Origin of the sequence: Infirmifilum lucidum (assembly GCF_014876775.1) — an archaeon.
Classification (GTDB): Archaea; Thermoproteota; Thermoprotei; order Thermofilales; family Thermofilaceae; genus Thermofilum; species Thermofilum lucidum.
The window spans coordinates 1,065,482-1,079,576 of sequence record NZ_CP062310.1; the positions used below are offsets into that span (position 1 = coordinate 1,065,482).

The 14,095-nt window shown below is 50.6% G+C and carries 15 protein-coding genes and 1 tRNA gene; 9 read left to right on the plus strand and 7 right to left on the minus strand.

Annotation, left to right across the window (positions count from 1 at the left end; translation table 11 throughout):
- Nucleotides 1-19 precede the first annotated feature (19 nt).
- The gene (locus IG193_RS05985; protein WP_192818286.1) at nucleotides 20-1,285 is read right to left on the minus strand and encodes a DNA double-strand break repair nuclease NurA; all 1,266 of its coding nucleotides are present in this window, start codon (nucleotides 1,283-1,285) and stop codon (nucleotides 20-22) included.
- Between the two features lie 63 nt (nucleotides 1,286-1,348).
- On the opposite strand from IG193_RS05985, the gene IG193_RS05990 reads away from it, so the two are divergent.
- Both IG193_RS05990 and IG193_RS05995 read left to right on the plus strand, forming a co-directional pair.
- Nucleotides 1,349-2,575 (plus strand): M20 family metallopeptidase, encoded by a 1,227-nt coding sequence (locus tag IG193_RS05990; protein WP_192818287.1) that lies wholly within the window; start codon nucleotides 1,349-1,351, stop codon nucleotides 2,573-2,575.
- A gap of 2 nt (nucleotides 2,576-2,577) precedes the next feature.
- Complete coding sequence (locus IG193_RS05995; protein ID WP_192818288.1) at nucleotides 2,578-3,270, plus strand: molybdenum cofactor biosynthesis protein; 693 nt, start codon at nucleotides 2,578-2,580, stop codon at nucleotides 3,268-3,270.
- Here the strand turns inward: IG193_RS05995 and moaC are convergent.
- Complete coding sequence (gene moaC / locus IG193_RS06000; protein ID WP_192818289.1) at nucleotides 3,257-3,709, minus strand: cyclic pyranopterin monophosphate synthase MoaC; 453 nt, start codon at nucleotides 3,707-3,709, stop codon at nucleotides 3,257-3,259. The genes IG193_RS05995 and moaC overlap by 14 nt on opposite strands.
- Nucleotides 3,706-4,233 carry a MogA/MoaB family molybdenum cofactor biosynthesis protein gene (locus tag IG193_RS06005; RefSeq protein ID WP_192818290.1) on the minus strand — a complete coding sequence of 176 codons (528 nt, stop codon included), beginning with the start codon at nucleotides 4,231-4,233 and terminating at the stop codon, nucleotides 3,706-3,708. The genes moaC and IG193_RS06005 overlap by 4 nt, the downstream gene beginning before the upstream one ends.
- Nucleotides 4,234-4,328: 95 nt before the next feature.
- Here IG193_RS06005 and IG193_RS06010 point away from each other — a divergent pair, with 95 nt between their 5' ends.
- Nucleotides 4,329-4,931 (plus strand): hypothetical protein, encoded by a 603-nt coding sequence (locus tag IG193_RS06010; RefSeq protein ID WP_192818291.1) that lies wholly within the window; start codon nucleotides 4,329-4,331, stop codon nucleotides 4,929-4,931.
- Nucleotides 4,882-5,385, plus strand: coding sequence for a PUA domain-containing protein (locus IG193_RS06015; protein ID WP_192818292.1), 504 nt, complete (start codon nucleotides 4,882-4,884; stop codon nucleotides 5,383-5,385). The genes IG193_RS06010 and IG193_RS06015 overlap by 50 nt, the downstream gene beginning before the upstream one ends.
- Here the strand turns inward: IG193_RS06015 and IG193_RS06020 are convergent.
- Together IG193_RS06020 and psmB are read right to left on the minus strand one after the other, a co-directional pair.
- Nucleotides 5,382-7,292: a beta-CASP ribonuclease aCPSF1 gene (locus IG193_RS06020; RefSeq protein WP_225876127.1), complete on the minus strand. Its 1,911-nt coding sequence runs from the start codon at nucleotides 7,290-7,292 to the stop codon at nucleotides 5,382-5,384. The genes IG193_RS06015 and IG193_RS06020 overlap by 4 nt on opposite strands.
- Nucleotides 7,293-7,366: 74 nt before the next feature.
- On the minus strand, nucleotides 7,367-7,972 hold the full coding sequence (gene psmB / locus IG193_RS06025; RefSeq protein WP_192818294.1) for an archaeal proteasome endopeptidase complex subunit beta: 606 nt from the start codon (nucleotides 7,970-7,972) through the stop codon (nucleotides 7,367-7,369).
- Between the two features lie 66 nt (nucleotides 7,973-8,038).
- Between psmB and IG193_RS09280 the strand changes: the two genes are divergently transcribed.
- Complete coding sequence (locus IG193_RS09280) at nucleotides 8,039-8,506, plus strand: UPF0179 family protein (protein ID WP_225876128.1); 468 nt, start codon at nucleotides 8,039-8,041, stop codon at nucleotides 8,504-8,506.
- Here the strand turns inward: IG193_RS09280 and IG193_RS06035 are convergent.
- On the minus strand, nucleotides 8,424-9,212 hold the full coding sequence (locus IG193_RS06035; protein ID WP_192818296.1) for a peptidylprolyl isomerase: 789 nt from the start codon (nucleotides 9,210-9,212) through the stop codon (nucleotides 8,424-8,426). The two genes, IG193_RS09280 and IG193_RS06035, sit on opposite strands and share 83 nt — an antisense overlap.
- A 153-nt stretch (nucleotides 9,213-9,365) precedes the next feature.
- Between IG193_RS06035 and IG193_RS06040 the strand changes: the two genes are divergently transcribed.
- The 4 genes from IG193_RS06040 to IG193_RS06055 are packed head-to-tail and all read left to right on the plus strand — an operon-like array spanning nucleotide 9,366 to nucleotide 13,407.
- Nucleotides 9,366-11,609: a CDC48 family AAA ATPase gene (locus IG193_RS06040; RefSeq protein ID WP_404813128.1), complete on the plus strand. Its 2,244-nt coding sequence runs from the start codon at nucleotides 9,366-9,368 to the stop codon at nucleotides 11,607-11,609.
- A gap of 2 nt (nucleotides 11,610-11,611) precedes the next feature.
- A complete protein-coding gene (locus IG193_RS06045; RefSeq protein ID WP_192818298.1) occupies nucleotides 11,612-11,884 on the plus strand; it encodes a hypothetical protein in 273 nt (90 codons plus the stop codon).
- Nucleotides 11,874-12,914, plus strand: a complete 1,041-nt coding sequence (fen, locus tag IG193_RS06050; protein WP_192818299.1) for a flap endonuclease-1 — start codon at nucleotides 11,874-11,876, stop codon at nucleotides 12,912-12,914. Before IG193_RS06045 ends, fen begins: the two co-directional genes overlap by 11 nt.
- A gap of 4 nt (nucleotides 12,915-12,918) precedes the next feature.
- The gene (locus tag IG193_RS06055; protein WP_218042125.1) at nucleotides 12,919-13,407 is read left to right on the plus strand and encodes a DUF371 domain-containing protein; all 489 of its coding nucleotides are present in this window, start codon (nucleotides 12,919-12,921) and stop codon (nucleotides 13,405-13,407) included.
- A gap of 491 nt (nucleotides 13,408-13,898) precedes the next feature.
- On the opposite strand, the gene IG193_RS06060 is transcribed toward IG193_RS06055, so the two are convergent.
- Nucleotides 13,899-14,038 (minus strand) — tRNA-Trp (locus IG193_RS06060).
- Between the last annotated feature and the right edge of the window lie 57 nt (nucleotides 14,039-14,095).

The following is a 14,095-nucleotide window of genomic DNA, read 5'->3' on the forward strand; positions in this document are numbered from 1 at the left end:
AAATCAGTCTTTGCCGGTTCTAGAGAACGAACTCGCGTCCCAGTGGAGACAGAATAGCTCTGAATACTCCACTCGAGTTCTGCCAGAGCCTGGTGGCGAGAACGTCTACGAGGCCCTGTTGTATCAAGGCCTTGTGGTGTACCAGGCTAAGAGGCTTCGGGTATCCGCTTCTTTCGTCTGCAAACGCAGACATCGTCGCCAGCACGTCTTCCAGCACGTCCCTAGCCACGAGGTCAGAGGGGAACGTCATCTGCAGAACAGGCCCGAACTTCGACAGCTTGAAGTACACGACAGTAAACCTGCTGAACCTGTAGGCATGCTCGATGGTGTCTTGCGACGCTACTGGCACTTGAGGTGGAGTTACAGGCTTTAGCGACTTCAACCGGGAGCTCTCGTCTAGGACGAGGTACACTTTTTCCCTGTTATGCCAGACCCACTCGAGCAGGACTGTATCGTTGAGCCAACTCCTCACGTTCAATTTGTCCGATAGGAAGCGGCTCGCCGTCTCCTTTGCTACCCACACTGGAGTGGCATTGTTCTCCTCTGCTGATAAGAGGAGTTTGGCTAGGAGTCGCAGGTATAGGTTATTCTCAACGAAGGCCGTGCTGAAGTCTATCAGGAGCTGCTTGTCTACGTACATGTCTACGCCGTGCTGTACAAGAGATGAGTATATCGAGTCGGCGAAGTCGTATATACTCTGCAAGAATGCATGCGCTATCTTGTAGAGTTTTGACAACTCTGCCTCTTTACAAGCTTTCTCAATGAACGCGTCGGTAGCACTGTTAATTGTCTCGTCGACATTCTCTCCCTCGAGAATCTCCCGGAGCACTATCTGGTGATTCTTCAGCCTGGACTGTAGTTGCGCGATGCTATCATACAGTGGTCCGTAACCTGATAGCAAGGACGCAAGGTAGCTCCCGTCGAACACGACAGCCTCTATATTTCTTCTCAACGCTCTTATTCCCTCAATGAGCTCAAGAGAGCCCATGATGGACGATGCTCTGGTTTCACCGTAGAACTTCGGTATGAGGATGTGGAGCAGGGGGTGTTTTGCTCCCGGCAAGCCTTCTACAAGCTTCTTCGAGACAACACCCAGAGACGCGACCGAAAGTGCAGATACGAATGACCCCTGTCTCTCGCTTATTGCATAGCTTCCATCTATGAACCAAGACGAGTTCAATTGTCTACTGCTAGTGATAGTACCCGGCTCCTCGAGTTCCCTCTTAGCTCTTAATACTATCTCCTCAATCTCGCGTAGTAGACGGGTCTTCTCTAGGCCTAGCATTATTTCACCTGAGATGTAGTGTAACCAAAAGTATATTTCCCTCTTTCTACGCTCAGAAAAAGGATGGCGGAAAAGTTCGACATGGTCAAGTTCTTGACCGACTTGGTGAGGATTCCTAGCGAGTCAGGCTACCAGGGTAACGTTATAACTCGGAAGAACTACAGGGAAGTCGTTGAGCTCATACAGGGTGCGTCTTTAGACAACGGGCTCTCCGTCCAGAGAGTTGACCTGCTCGGCGGAGAGATACCCACGCTCATCATTAGCCTTCCTGGCGCTCCAAAAAACAAGCCCTCGCTGGCCTTCGTAACTCACTATGACGTTGTCCCAGCTAAAGGTCCCTGGATCGTTGACGGCCAGCAGATGGATCCGTACGAGCCGGTCGTGAAAGACGGCAAGGTCTATGGCAGAGGAGCGGCCGACGATAAGTCGGCTATCGCGGCGGCTCTGGCAGGCCTTATTGCTCTCAAGGGCTCCGAGGATAGACTCCGCTACAATCCTATGCTCGTTGTAACGGGAGACGAAGAAGTGGGGGGAACAGGTGTTAAAGCCTTACTCGAGCAGGGTCTCAGGTGGGATCGCGTGATAATAGTTGACTCGGGCTCTGAATACGTTTCGGTGGGTGCTAGCGGCGTAATCCACGGGTGGATTAAGGTAAAGGGCAAGTCTGGCCACGCTGGATATCCCCACGGGGCACGTAACGCTGTTGAAGACCTTCTAAAGCTCTTATGGGAGTTACAGGAGTACAAGTCTATTAGGAGTAAGAAAGTCTCAAAGCTCCCATCTCCTCCCGGTAGCCCTGTACCGTGTGTATGGGGTCGCTTTACAATAACTGTTCTCAAGCTCCCGGAGACTGAGCCAGAGAAGCACAACAGGATTCCGGGTGAGGCTTGGGCTGGATTCGACATGAGACTAATACCAGAGGAGAGGGTAGACGAGGCTTTAGGCGAGTTCTATGCCTTCTTCTCATCCGCTGTCGCGAAGCTCGGAGTCAATGCCTCTGTCGAAGTAATTACAGGCCAGCCGGGATGGTTTGCGAAGAACGAGCTCTTCGTGAGAGAAGTCGTGGAGGCCGCAAAGAGGGCGTACAGGGATGTCGGATTTAAAGGCGAGCCCAGCGTTGTCGCTGAGCTTGGTGGCAACGACGGCACGCATTTCGACTTCTACGGGATGGACGTGGTAGCCTTTGGAACCATAAGGGAGGGGACTAATATCCACTCTGAGGGCGAGTTTGTCTACGTCGAAGACTTAGAAATGTTCAAGCGGTTCATGCTCAACCTCCTCGTGACGTAGCCATGCAGGTAAAGGTAAAGTTTATCTCTCTTTTCCGCGATATCGTAGGGCATAGTGACGATGTTCTCGAGGTTCCAGAAGCCGAGAACACGCTAAGTAGAGTTTTGTCCATCATCTCGGAGAAGTACCCGCGCCTCAAGGAATACATCAGCAGTGGCGAGTTCGTAGTGCTTGTAAACTCCAAAGTCGCGGAGCCAAACGATAGCGTACGCGAGGGAGACGAGGTTATCATTATGCCCCCAATTTCCGGGGGGTCTCACTTCGCGTTCGTCGACAGAGTGGATCCGATTGCACTATTAGACGGCATGTTGAAAGCTTTAGACGATAAAGCCGGGGCAGTCGCCATATTCATTGGGAGAGTCAAGGGAGTCGTTGACGGAAAGATTGTCAATGAGCTCCACTACGAGACTCTAGAACCTCTATCGACATCTACTCTCGCAAAAATAGGTGAGGAGGAGTCACAGAAGCATATGCTACTCTACACGGCGATATACCACAAGAGGGGGCCTGCAAAGCCGGGCGAACCTGTGCTATTTATAGGCGTTGCAGCCGAGGGGAGAAGAGAGGCGCTTGAAGCCTTGAGAGAGGTTCTTGAGCGGGTAAAACACGAGGCCTACGTGTGGAAGCTGGAGCGAAGAGAGGATGGCGAGTACTGGATTATAGGGGACAGGAAGAGGGTTCCTAGGCTCTCTTAATTTTCTCCACAACTTTTATCTCCTGGATCGACGTGTAGGGATATTGCCCTCTCTCGTCTTTCTCTAATGCTTTCACCATATCCCACACTGTTAGGAGCGCGATAGAAGCACCTGTTAAAGCCTCCATCTCGACACCGGTTTTAGATGTGGCTTTCACAGTGACAGTTACCTCGACGCCATCTTCTCTAACGTTAAAGTCCACACTCACCGATGTTATGGGGATGGGGTGGCATAGAGGAAGTAAATCCCAGGTTCTCTTTACTGCCTGTACTGCCGCTATACGCGCTACATTAAGTACGTCCCCTTTAGGAACCTTCCCCTCACGTATGGCGTTGACGGTCTCCTTTCTGAGACGTATAAAGCCCCTAGCCGTAGCTTCTCTGTAGACTACAGGCTTCTCGGTAATGTCAACCATACTCACCCTTACTTCTCCACTCATATGACTCTCCTCGCTAGGCTTAAAATGTGGCCTACTTCAGGTATAATCAGCTCCCTGAGAGCTTTTTCAACGGCACCAGGAGACCCGGGCAGGCAGAAGACTACTTTACCGGCTATTATCCCTGCAGTTGCATTGGAGAGGTAGCTCGAGGAGCCAACCTCCTTACTACTCACAAGCCTGAATAAGTCCCCGAAGCCCTCTAGCTCTTTCTCAAACAAAGGCCTTAGAGTCTGAACGGTCAAATCGTCTGGTGTAGGACCTGTTCCTCCACTAACAATTATTGCGTCGACGTCGTGCTCGTCCAGCAGGGCATCGATAGCTGAAAGGATTAGACGCGGGCTATCTGGGACGAGAATGTAGCGGGTTAGGATGTGGCCCGATTTCTCTATAATTTCTCTGGCTTTTCGGAAGGAGATGTCGTTCACTTCCTCTCCTCTCCGCAGGGCACCGTACCTCGAGGTACTAACTGTAACGAACGCGAATTTTACTGTTTTCAAGGCTTCTTTCTTGTGCTGCTCGCTCATACCAGTAAGCGTTCCATGTTGCCTAGCTATATTAACATTGGCCTCGGTATATCTTGGGAAATATTTTATACTGGCAAGTCGGCTAGTGTACACTTGTGGAATCTGAGGGCCAGGTTGTAAGAGAGGCCTTTAAAGGCAAGCTGGGAGGAGGTCATGTAACTGTCTGTAGTGAAGAAGCGGTTTCTTTTCTCAGCGAGAGAGGTTACGGCTTTCGAGAAAAAGAGTGCATCAGATTAACGCTTCTCGAAGCGGCCTACCTTGCCTATAGGGGGCTCCTCGTAATAGAGGATGAGTCGGGCAGGATGCTGGACTTCAACTCTATAGTTTCGATTGGAGGCGAGAGAGACAGAGAATTCTGGGTGAGGCTTAATGTCTACTCAGATTTGAGGAACCGCGCCCTGGTGGCTCTCCCGGGTGTGGACGCTCTTGAATTCCTTCTTGACTGGAAGAGAAAGGATAAAGTCAAAAGGTATCTCATCAGGGTCGTGAAAGAGGGCTCGAAGATAAGCTTCAAGGAGTTCGAGGAAATGTTTCGTAGGGCTCTTGAGAGCGATAGGGAACTCGTGATAGCAATAGTTGATAAGGAGGGTGTCATATCATATTACACTGTAGAGGGTGTCCTACGTGAACTCCCAGAAGCTGAAGATAGTGACGAGATACAAGTTGAGCAAGAAAGACAAGAAGGCACTGGTAGATGAAGCAGTGAGGGAAGTAGGAGCTGAGATAGCGAAGATTATTGACTCTAGTGAAGACGTAGAGGTGGCAAAGGTGAAGTATGCTGGCTTAACAGATCTCTTTTTCGCTGATGGAGTAGTTGCACTGGCGAGGTTCGAGAACGTAGGCCTAATACCCAGCCTGTACCTTATCTACAAGAGGGGCGTCGTCCCTAACTATCCCTCTGTGCTTGTCGACCAGGGGGCTGTGCCGCGGATTCTAAACGGAGCTGACGTGATGGTTCCAGGCATAAAAGCCATCGAGGGCTATTTCCACGTTGGGGAGAAAGTCATAGTGAGAGAACTGGATAAAGGAAGGGTTATCGCCATAGGTGTCAGCTTGATGTCAAAAGAAGAAGTGGAAAGTTCGCAGAAGGGTAAAGCAATCAGGACATTGCACTACTTAGGCGACGAAATTTGGGAACTATCTTCCCGCTAGACAATTCTCACACTTTCAGCGTTTTGCGGGGCTAGCACGTTGAAGCTTAGACGCGTCTTCTTCCTGAACCAGTCACTCAAGAGATAGGATCGGAATTCCTCTATCTTATTCTTCTCCCCGTGGTTTAAAATCACAGTACGGGGTGTGGGCTCCATCCTCCTCAGAAAGGCTTCTAGCTGCCTCCTATCACTGTGGCCTGAAAAGCCTTCGACCCTGTACACGCCCATCTTCAAGTCTTTTGTGATCGTCTTGCCCCCCTCATTGGAGAACGTTAGTTTTCTCAGGCCTTGGAGTATTTTTCTGCCAAGCGTCCCCTCAACCTGGTAGCTTACGAATACAAGGCTACTGTTAGGGTCATCAGCTAGTATTTTTAAGTACTCGAGTACAGGGCCACCTGTGAGCATACCGGAAGTCGCCAACACTATGGCAGGCCTCGTGCTTGTAACTTCTTCTTTGTTCTCGCCCCGGTAGACGTGAATGTTTTCGGAGGTGAAGGGGTTCTGGTCATTGTATACTTGGTTCCTAACAGTTAGTGACAGGTATTCTGGGAAAGTCATGTGGACGGCAGAAACTTCGTCTATCATGCCTTCGATGAATATTGGGACAGGAGGTATAATCTTGTTCCTAATAAGATCCAGTATTGCTAGCAAGACTTCTTGCGCTCTCCCGACAGCTAGGACTGGTATTAGCACGATGCCTTTCTTCTCAATGGTCTCGAGGATTATTTTGGCTAGCTCGAGGCGCGCTTCTTCTTCGCTGGGTAAAATATCGTTTTTACTGCCGTAGGTTGACTCCACGATAAGAACCTCGGCTCTCGGAAACTTCGTATGTGCTGGATCTAGAAGCATTGTTCGCGCAAACTTCAAGTCGCCCGTGTAGACTAAGTTTATCAGCCCTTCACCTATGTGAAGGTGGACTAGTGCTGACCCCAGTATGTGCCCAGCCCTATAGAGCGTTAATCTTACCTCAGGCGCGATGTCTGTAACTTCCCCGTAGTTTAGAGTGTATGTGTGTAAGATGACTGAAGATATTTCACGCGTCGAGAACAATAGGGGTTTTCCCTCCTTCTCAGAGACTTTGATATAATCCTCAAAGAGAAGTTTAGCCAGGTGCAACGTAGGCTCAGTCATGTACACGGGTCCCTTGTATCCATACTTGAATAGTAGAGGCAGGGCGCCGATGTGGTCTAGGTGTGCGTGTGTTACTACGACTGCGTCCAGCGAGTCTACGTCAAACTCTGGGAGGTCGAACATCGGCAGCTCATCAGAGTTACCTGTTGGTTTCAGGCCCGCATCCAGGAGTATGTTGGTCTCTGGCGTTTGAACGAGAATGGCACTTCTCCCCACTTCCTGGAAGGCTCCCAGAGCGGCTATCCTCACACGATCCGTCTTGAAGATAGGTTTACGGTACACCCTGTCGCCTAGATCCCTCAGAAACCTTCTCCTATTTTCAACTTCGGCGTGGTATATTTCTCGTATTTCGCGGACGCTCCTGCTCACTACTGGAGGTCTGCGTAAAACCCGCGGGTACCACAGTGTCTCGACGAATATCCTAGTTAGAATCGCCTGCTCGACTCTCTCCGGGTAGAGGAGCTCTATTTCTACCTCGCCTATCGACTCGTTGAAGTAGATGTTTTTAAGTCCGGTCTCCTTTGGTATCAAGGAGTTTATTATTTCGCTGGCTGTCTTTTCGTCCAATCTGGATGTCTCGTCTCCTCTTACAATTACTCTCTTCCTTATGGTCTTTGCAATCCTCTTTATCAGCTCACCGTCGTTCTCCAGGAAAATCTGCGGCCTCCTGGTGTAAATGGCTATTTTCGGCCCTTCGAAGTCTATCTTTGTTATTTCCGCATTGGGCGGGAGATTGCTGAATATTGCCTCTCGAACTTCTCTAGCTATAGACGTCACACTCTCCAAAAACCTTCACCCTTAAGAAGAACAGACATGCATTCTCAAAGATCTCTGCGTATTTAAATTCTTTTCTATATGCGGCGGAAGTTAATACCACTACGTGTGATGGTTGCAACGTCCACTCCTTCGCCACTACCGGGGTCTCGCGAGAGAGCTATCCTTACCGCTTTTACTGCAAGCTGGACAGCCTCGTCTAGCGACAGGTTATCGCGGTATTCGTGTTCAAGCATGGATACTGCGAAGGGAGAGCCGGAGCCTGTAGCTGAGAACTTTTCACGAGTAACTGTTCCCAGCCAGTCAATCGAGTAGAGTGAGGGCCCCTCAGAGTCAATACCGCCAATGAGCATCTGGACGACTAGAATCGGACGGTAGCTGAAGAGTATCAGGGAGGCGAGGGTGGCCAGGCTTCTTATGGTTATGCCCTCACCATTCGTAGCTCTATAGTACCTTGCCTCTGCCCGTAGCCGATCAACCAATTGCTGGGCATCGCCTACTGCACCCGCGATTGTTGCGGCTACATGCGAGTCTATTTCGTGAATCTTCCAAACTTGCTTGCTAGCTATGAAGTACCCGCTAGTGGCCCGCCTGTCAGCTGCTAGCACGACGAAGTCTGACCCAGCTATCCCGACAGTAGTTGTCCCCTTGAGGGCGCCTACTGGAAGTTTTCCTCCGAGCATAATAATGCAAAAATAAAGGGTTCAATGAGGTATAAAAAGAGCACTATGCCTCGTCGCACAGTCTCAATGGTTACACCTCTATTCGCTAAACCTGGCACAGTGTTCCAGCCTCTTATCACTTCTCGATGCCTGGAATGTCCGTATTTCAATGCCTGTCTTGGGAACTTGCGACCACTCGTGAGCTATAGGGTAATTGGCTTCAGGAAGCACGTTGTGCATTGCCCCGCACTTTCCGAAGACCTAGTTACTGTCGAAGTTGAAGAATTGCCGGCCCGGTTGGTGATGAATTCTAGGTATGTGATGCCTGGAGCTGTTGTGTACTATCAGAAGCCTGACTGCGACAAAGAAGTAGAGGGATGTAACCCTGTTTTCGTCGAAGAAAGAGAGCGCGTAAGAATACTCAGGGAGATCGAGAAAGTAGGGAACGAGCTGTCAGTCGTCGAAGTAGAGTTTATTGACCCCCCTCACCCTCGGCTTTGGCTTCTTGCGAAGCAGAAGTTTCTTGGGAGGAAGGCTGGGCACCGGTCTGAGTAGATTCCCTTGCCTGACTCCGTTCTATCCTGAACCCGAAGACCAGATTTATAGACGTTATACGAGGGAGATACTTCTCGACGTCTCTTATAAACGCGTTTATGAGGTGATAAGAGTTTTCGTGGAGTAAAGCTACAGCTGGGACGCTTATAGTAGCCTCACCATCCTTTACCTCGGCACTTATTTGTTCTCGCGGAATTCCTCTAAACCACCTATGGAAAAGCTCTTTAATCTTCTCCTCGTCGCTCACAATTACCTTTTCCAGTTTTAGAAAAGTCTTCACCTTCTTCCCGGCAAATGGATGGTTGAAATCTACAGTTACGCGACCCCCTCCAACTCTTATAATCCTCCCTCTCTGCCCTCCAACCTCAATTTCTTCACCAACTCTCGGTACAACTCCCTGTCGGGTAAACTCGCGTGCCGGTATTACTCTAATGTTCTTTGGGTCTCTCTCGCCGAAAGCCTGAGACGGCTCGAGAATAACCTCTTTAGACTCACCTTCTTTCAACTCTCTCAGTGCCTCTTCGACGGGTTTGAAGAGAAGGCCTTCTCCAATTATTACAAGCTCTGGCTCGAAAACGCCCTGTGTTTGAAGATTGTGTTCTTTGGCGACGTTTTCGAACGTGGTCTCTATGATTTTCTCGCCACTTTCATCCAGTATGCTTATTGTGTAGTTAACTAGGACGAATCGTTTATCCTCCGAGCTCATATCCTGACTCAGGGGGTATGCTGTTCATAGGCTATAAGCTTTGCTCTCCAAGCCTATGCGCCGCTACAGCAACTCTGTGTGAAAGTCCAAGACTGCAGTTATCCAGTAACCCCAGATCAGGATAGGATGCAAGGCAAGTGACAGAGTTTTTATATGCCCTTTTGTGTTAGTGGATGTAGCTACTTTTGGTGGTGTTGCGTGAGTAGCGAGGAGAAGCCAAACGAGATTGAGTTGAAAGTCTACGAAGTCCGCCAACACGAGGCGGGGAGGGGCAGAGTTAGGATAGATGAAGACGCCATGGAGGCTCTGGGCATAAGTGCTGGCGACGTAGTGGAGATCGAGGGTAAGAGGAAGACTGTTGCTATTGCATGGCCAGGCTATGCTGAAGACAAGGGGAAGGGTATTATTCGCATGGATGGATGGACTAGGAAGAACGCCGGTGTGAGCATAGGGGACAGGGTGAAAGTCAGAAAAGCCGAAGTAAAACCTGCTCTGACGGTTAGGTTAGCGCCAGTGTCAATGACATTAGCTGTTGACGAAAACTTTGTCGCGTACGTCAAGAAGAGGCTCCTAGACAGGCCTATCATAGAGGGGGACATCATACAGATTCCTGTACTTGGGCAGGTGATTCACTTCAACGTTGTCAGCATAAAGCCAAAAGGCGTTGTGGTGGTTACTGAGAAGACGCAGCTCAAGATCCTTGAAAGGCCAGTAGACGTTGGCAGGATACCTCGAGTAACCTACGACGACATAGGCGACCTTGAGGAGGCAAAGCAGAAGATCAGGGAGATGGTAGAGCTCCCACTCAAGCACCCCGAGCTCTTCAAGAGGCTTGGCATAGACCCGCCTAAGGGCATCTTGCTCTACGGCCCTCCGGGTACTGGCAAGACTCTGCTCGCCAAGGCTGTCGCCAACGAGACCGATGCCTACTTCATTGCCATAAATGGCCCTGAGATAATGAGCAAGTTCTACGGCGAGAGCGAGCAGAGGCTCCGCGAGATATTCGAGGAAGCAAAGGAGCACGCCCCGGCCATCATATTCATCGACGAGATAGACGCCATAGCCCCGAAGAGGGAGGAAGTCACAGGCGAAGTCGAGAAGAGAGTAGTAGCACAGCTCCTAGCACTAATGGACGGCTTAGAGGCCAGGGGGGATGTAATTGTTATCGGCGCCACAAACAGGCCCAACGCGCTTGACCCTGCTCTAAGGCGTCCTGGGAGATTCGACAGGGAAATTGAGATCGGGATACCTGACAAGCGCGGGAGGCTTGAGATTCTCAAGGTTCACACCCGCAGTATGCCGCTCGCTAAGAACGTTGACCTCGAGAAGCTTGCAGAAATGACTCATGGCTACGTTGGGGCAGACCTTGCAGCTCTATGCCGAGAGGCGGCTATGAAGGCTTTGCGAAGAGTCTTGCCTAGGATAGACCTGGAGAAGGAAGAGATACCGCTAGAGGTTCTAGAGACAATCGAGGTTGAGATGGAAGACTTCCTCAACGCCTACAGGGAGATTACCCCGAGCGCTTTAAGGGAGATAGAAGTCGAAGTACCTAGTGTGAGGTGGGACGACATAGGTGGGCTTGAGGACGTTAAGCAGCAGCTGCGCGAGGCCGTCGAGTGGCCTCTTAAATACCCAGAGTCTTTTGGGAGGCTTGGCATAGACCCGCCTAAGGGCATCTTGCTCTACGGCCCTCCGGGTACTGGCAAGACTCTGCTCGCCAAGGCTGTTGCCACGGAGAGCGAGGCAAACTTTGTTAGCATAAAAGGGCCTGAGATCTTCAGCAAGTGGGTCGGCGAGAGCGAGAGAGCGATAAGAGAGCTCTTTAGAAAGGCAAGGCAGGTGGCTCCAAGCGTTATATTTATCGATGAGATAGATGCCCTGGCACCAATGAGAGGCCTTGTTTCATCAGATTCTGGAGTGACAGAACGCGTCGTCAGCCAGCTTTTAACTGAGATGGATGGCCTTGAGAGGCTTGAGGGTGTTGTCGTTGTTGCTGCTACGAACAGGCCGGACATAATCGACCCCGCGCTCCTCAGGCCCGGGAGGTTCGACAGGCTCATCTACGTCCCGCCACCCGACGAGAAGGCCAGGCTCGAGATATTCAGAGTGCACACGAGGAGGATGCCGCTAGCAGAAGACGTAGACCTAGCAGAACTAGCGAGGAGGACAGAAGGATACACGGGAGCAGACATTGAAGTCTTGGTGCGCGAAGCTGGGCTTATAGCTCTGAGGGAGGACGTCAATACTACGAAGGTCTACATGAGACACTTCGAGGAAGCTTTAAAGAAGGTTCGTCCGTCTCTTACGCCAGACATCATAAAGTTCTACGAGTCCTGGAACGAGAGGGCGAGGAGGGTTTCGAAACAGCAACTAACTGTGACAGGGTTCTACGTGTGACAGTGATGAGCAGGGTTATTCCTCTCATCTTAGATGAGCTGCAGCGAAGAGGTGGTCAGGCTAACGAAAAAGAACTCTACGAAAGTATTGCCAGGTCGTTAGAATCCAAGAATGGTTTAGAATTTACTTTTAAAGAATTCAACAGAATACTCCTGATTCTTGAGATACGTGGGTTCGTAAGAGTGTCTTACATTAAGAAGGGTTTGAGGGCGGTGCAATTAATCCAGGGAAACTTGCGGGAAAAGCAGCACCAGGGTGAAGGAGGTGGGGGTTGACATAAAGGAGCTCGTTGAACCGGTTGCTAGGGAAGTCGAGCTAAACTTGCTTACGGGCAAGGCTGTAGCTATAGATGCTTACAACAGCCTCTACCAGTTTCTAGCGACGATCAGGCAGAAAGATGGAACTCCACTCATGGACGCCCAGGGGAACATCACCAGCCACCTTAATGGGCTCTTCTATAGGACAATCAATTACGTAGAGAATGGCATTAGACCTGTCTATGTCTTTGACGGTAAACCGCCAGAAGTAAAGCTCAGAGAACTTGAGAGGCGGCAGCAGGTGAAAGCCGAGGCTGAAAAGAGGTACCTAGAAGCCCTTGAGAGGGGCGATTTAGAAGAAGCCCGCATATACGCCCAGCAGACAAGTCGGCTTACGAGTTCTATGGTAGAAGACGCTAAAAAGCTCTTAACATACATGGGTATACCCTTTGTTCAGGCACCCAGCGAGGGTGAGGCTCAAGCCGCGTTCATGACGCGGAGAGGCGATGTGTGGGCGTCGGGAAGCCAGGATTACGACTCGCTTCTCTTTGGGTCAGTTAGGCTTGTCCGCAATCTAGCGATTACAGGGAAGAGGAAGTTGCCGAGAAAGGAAGTATACGTGGAGGTGAAGCCTGAAGTTGTCGAACTCGAGGAACTATTGTCTTTTCACGGCATAACACGTGAACAGCTAGTAGTCATAGGCATACTAGTAGGTACAGATTACAACCCTGGAGGTGTCAAGGGCTATGGCGTTAAGAAAGCACTAAAGCTCGTCAAGGAGCTCGGCGACCCTGTAAAAGTCTTCAAGGCTATACCCTGGGAGTTCGAAACTCCTCCAGACGTGATCATGCAACTTTTCCTCGAGCCCGAGGTTACGGAGAACTATTCGCTACAGTGGAGGGAGCCGGACAAAGAGAAGGTGATAAAGTTCCTAGTCGACGAACACCAGTTCTCTATAAACAGGGTGGAAAACGCCCTCGAGAGGCTAGAGAAGGCTTACAAGACATTCTTCAAACAGGCGTCATTAGAAAGCTGGTTCGGGTTCTAGCCTCTTGATCGATGGCATTGTTGCGACAGACGAGCTAGAAGCCTATGGGCACCCAAACATAAGGGCTACGCACAGATCTACTCTCGAGATAACGAAGGACAAATCACTTACGCCACGGGGAGACTGCATACTAGGCGTCTCGGCAACAAAGTCCGCTAGCGAGTTATCGGAGGAGCTCAAAGACTCTCTACACAGGGGGCACCTACTCGTAGTAATACTGCTCATACCGGGCACAGGACTCTTCGACTACTTTACTGCCAAAGGGTCGCCTGGCCTTCTCTTTACAGACTCTCGCTCACTAGTCATAAGGAAGAGTGGCTACATCGATGGCAGGACTATAGCCATCCATTCTAGTAAGGCCGCTAGGGACATCAGGCGGGATCTCGTAGAGGGACTCAAAAACACCAGCACTCGACTCAGAGTTATTTTCACAACAACGTCCCAGCGCTATCCAAATGAAACAATCCTAAAACACATAATTGAAGGCACCTAAATGCCCTTCTAGGAACTAGAGTATTCAAGAATAGCAAGCGGGAATCTGAACCCTGGAAACTCTCGATATCCTGCAGTTCACGCAGACAGGAGCCTCCTGTAGAGGGAGCTGGCACAGTGTGGTTTTTCCAGCGCAGTGCCCGTAGCGTGTCATCTGTGCCACCAGTGTAGAGTAGTGTTGTAGCGAGGAGCCCCTCCTGGCCCTCAATGTGTCTCAGCAGGCTAAGTAACCCGTACGCCTGCGGTACAAGCCCCGCCCACCTACACGCCTTCCGTGAAGGGCCAGGTGGCTAATGCCACCAACGTCGGCGGCGAGCTCAGGCTAGATACACTCTCCTGAAAGCTGAACGTTTTGAGCTCGTGACAGGCTCTCTAAGAGGACGGACTCCACGGCGGGGGAAGGCCGCTCCTTCTCACTAGACATCTAGAACTGACGCAGGCTAACAAGCCCATTTTTCAAAAAACGGTTACCCGGTTAAAATGAAAAAATTATGGGCCGGCGGGGACTTGAACCCCGGACTTCCGCCGAGCAGCGACGCCCTACGGCGAGGGCGCGCACACTACGACTACGGGTCTGGAGCCTCGGCCTACCTTTAATCGACCGCCGCTCTACCTTGCTGAGCTACCGGCCCTCTTCACTACTGAAGAGTTAAAAGTCAACATAAATCTTTCTCTAGGCATAACTGCCG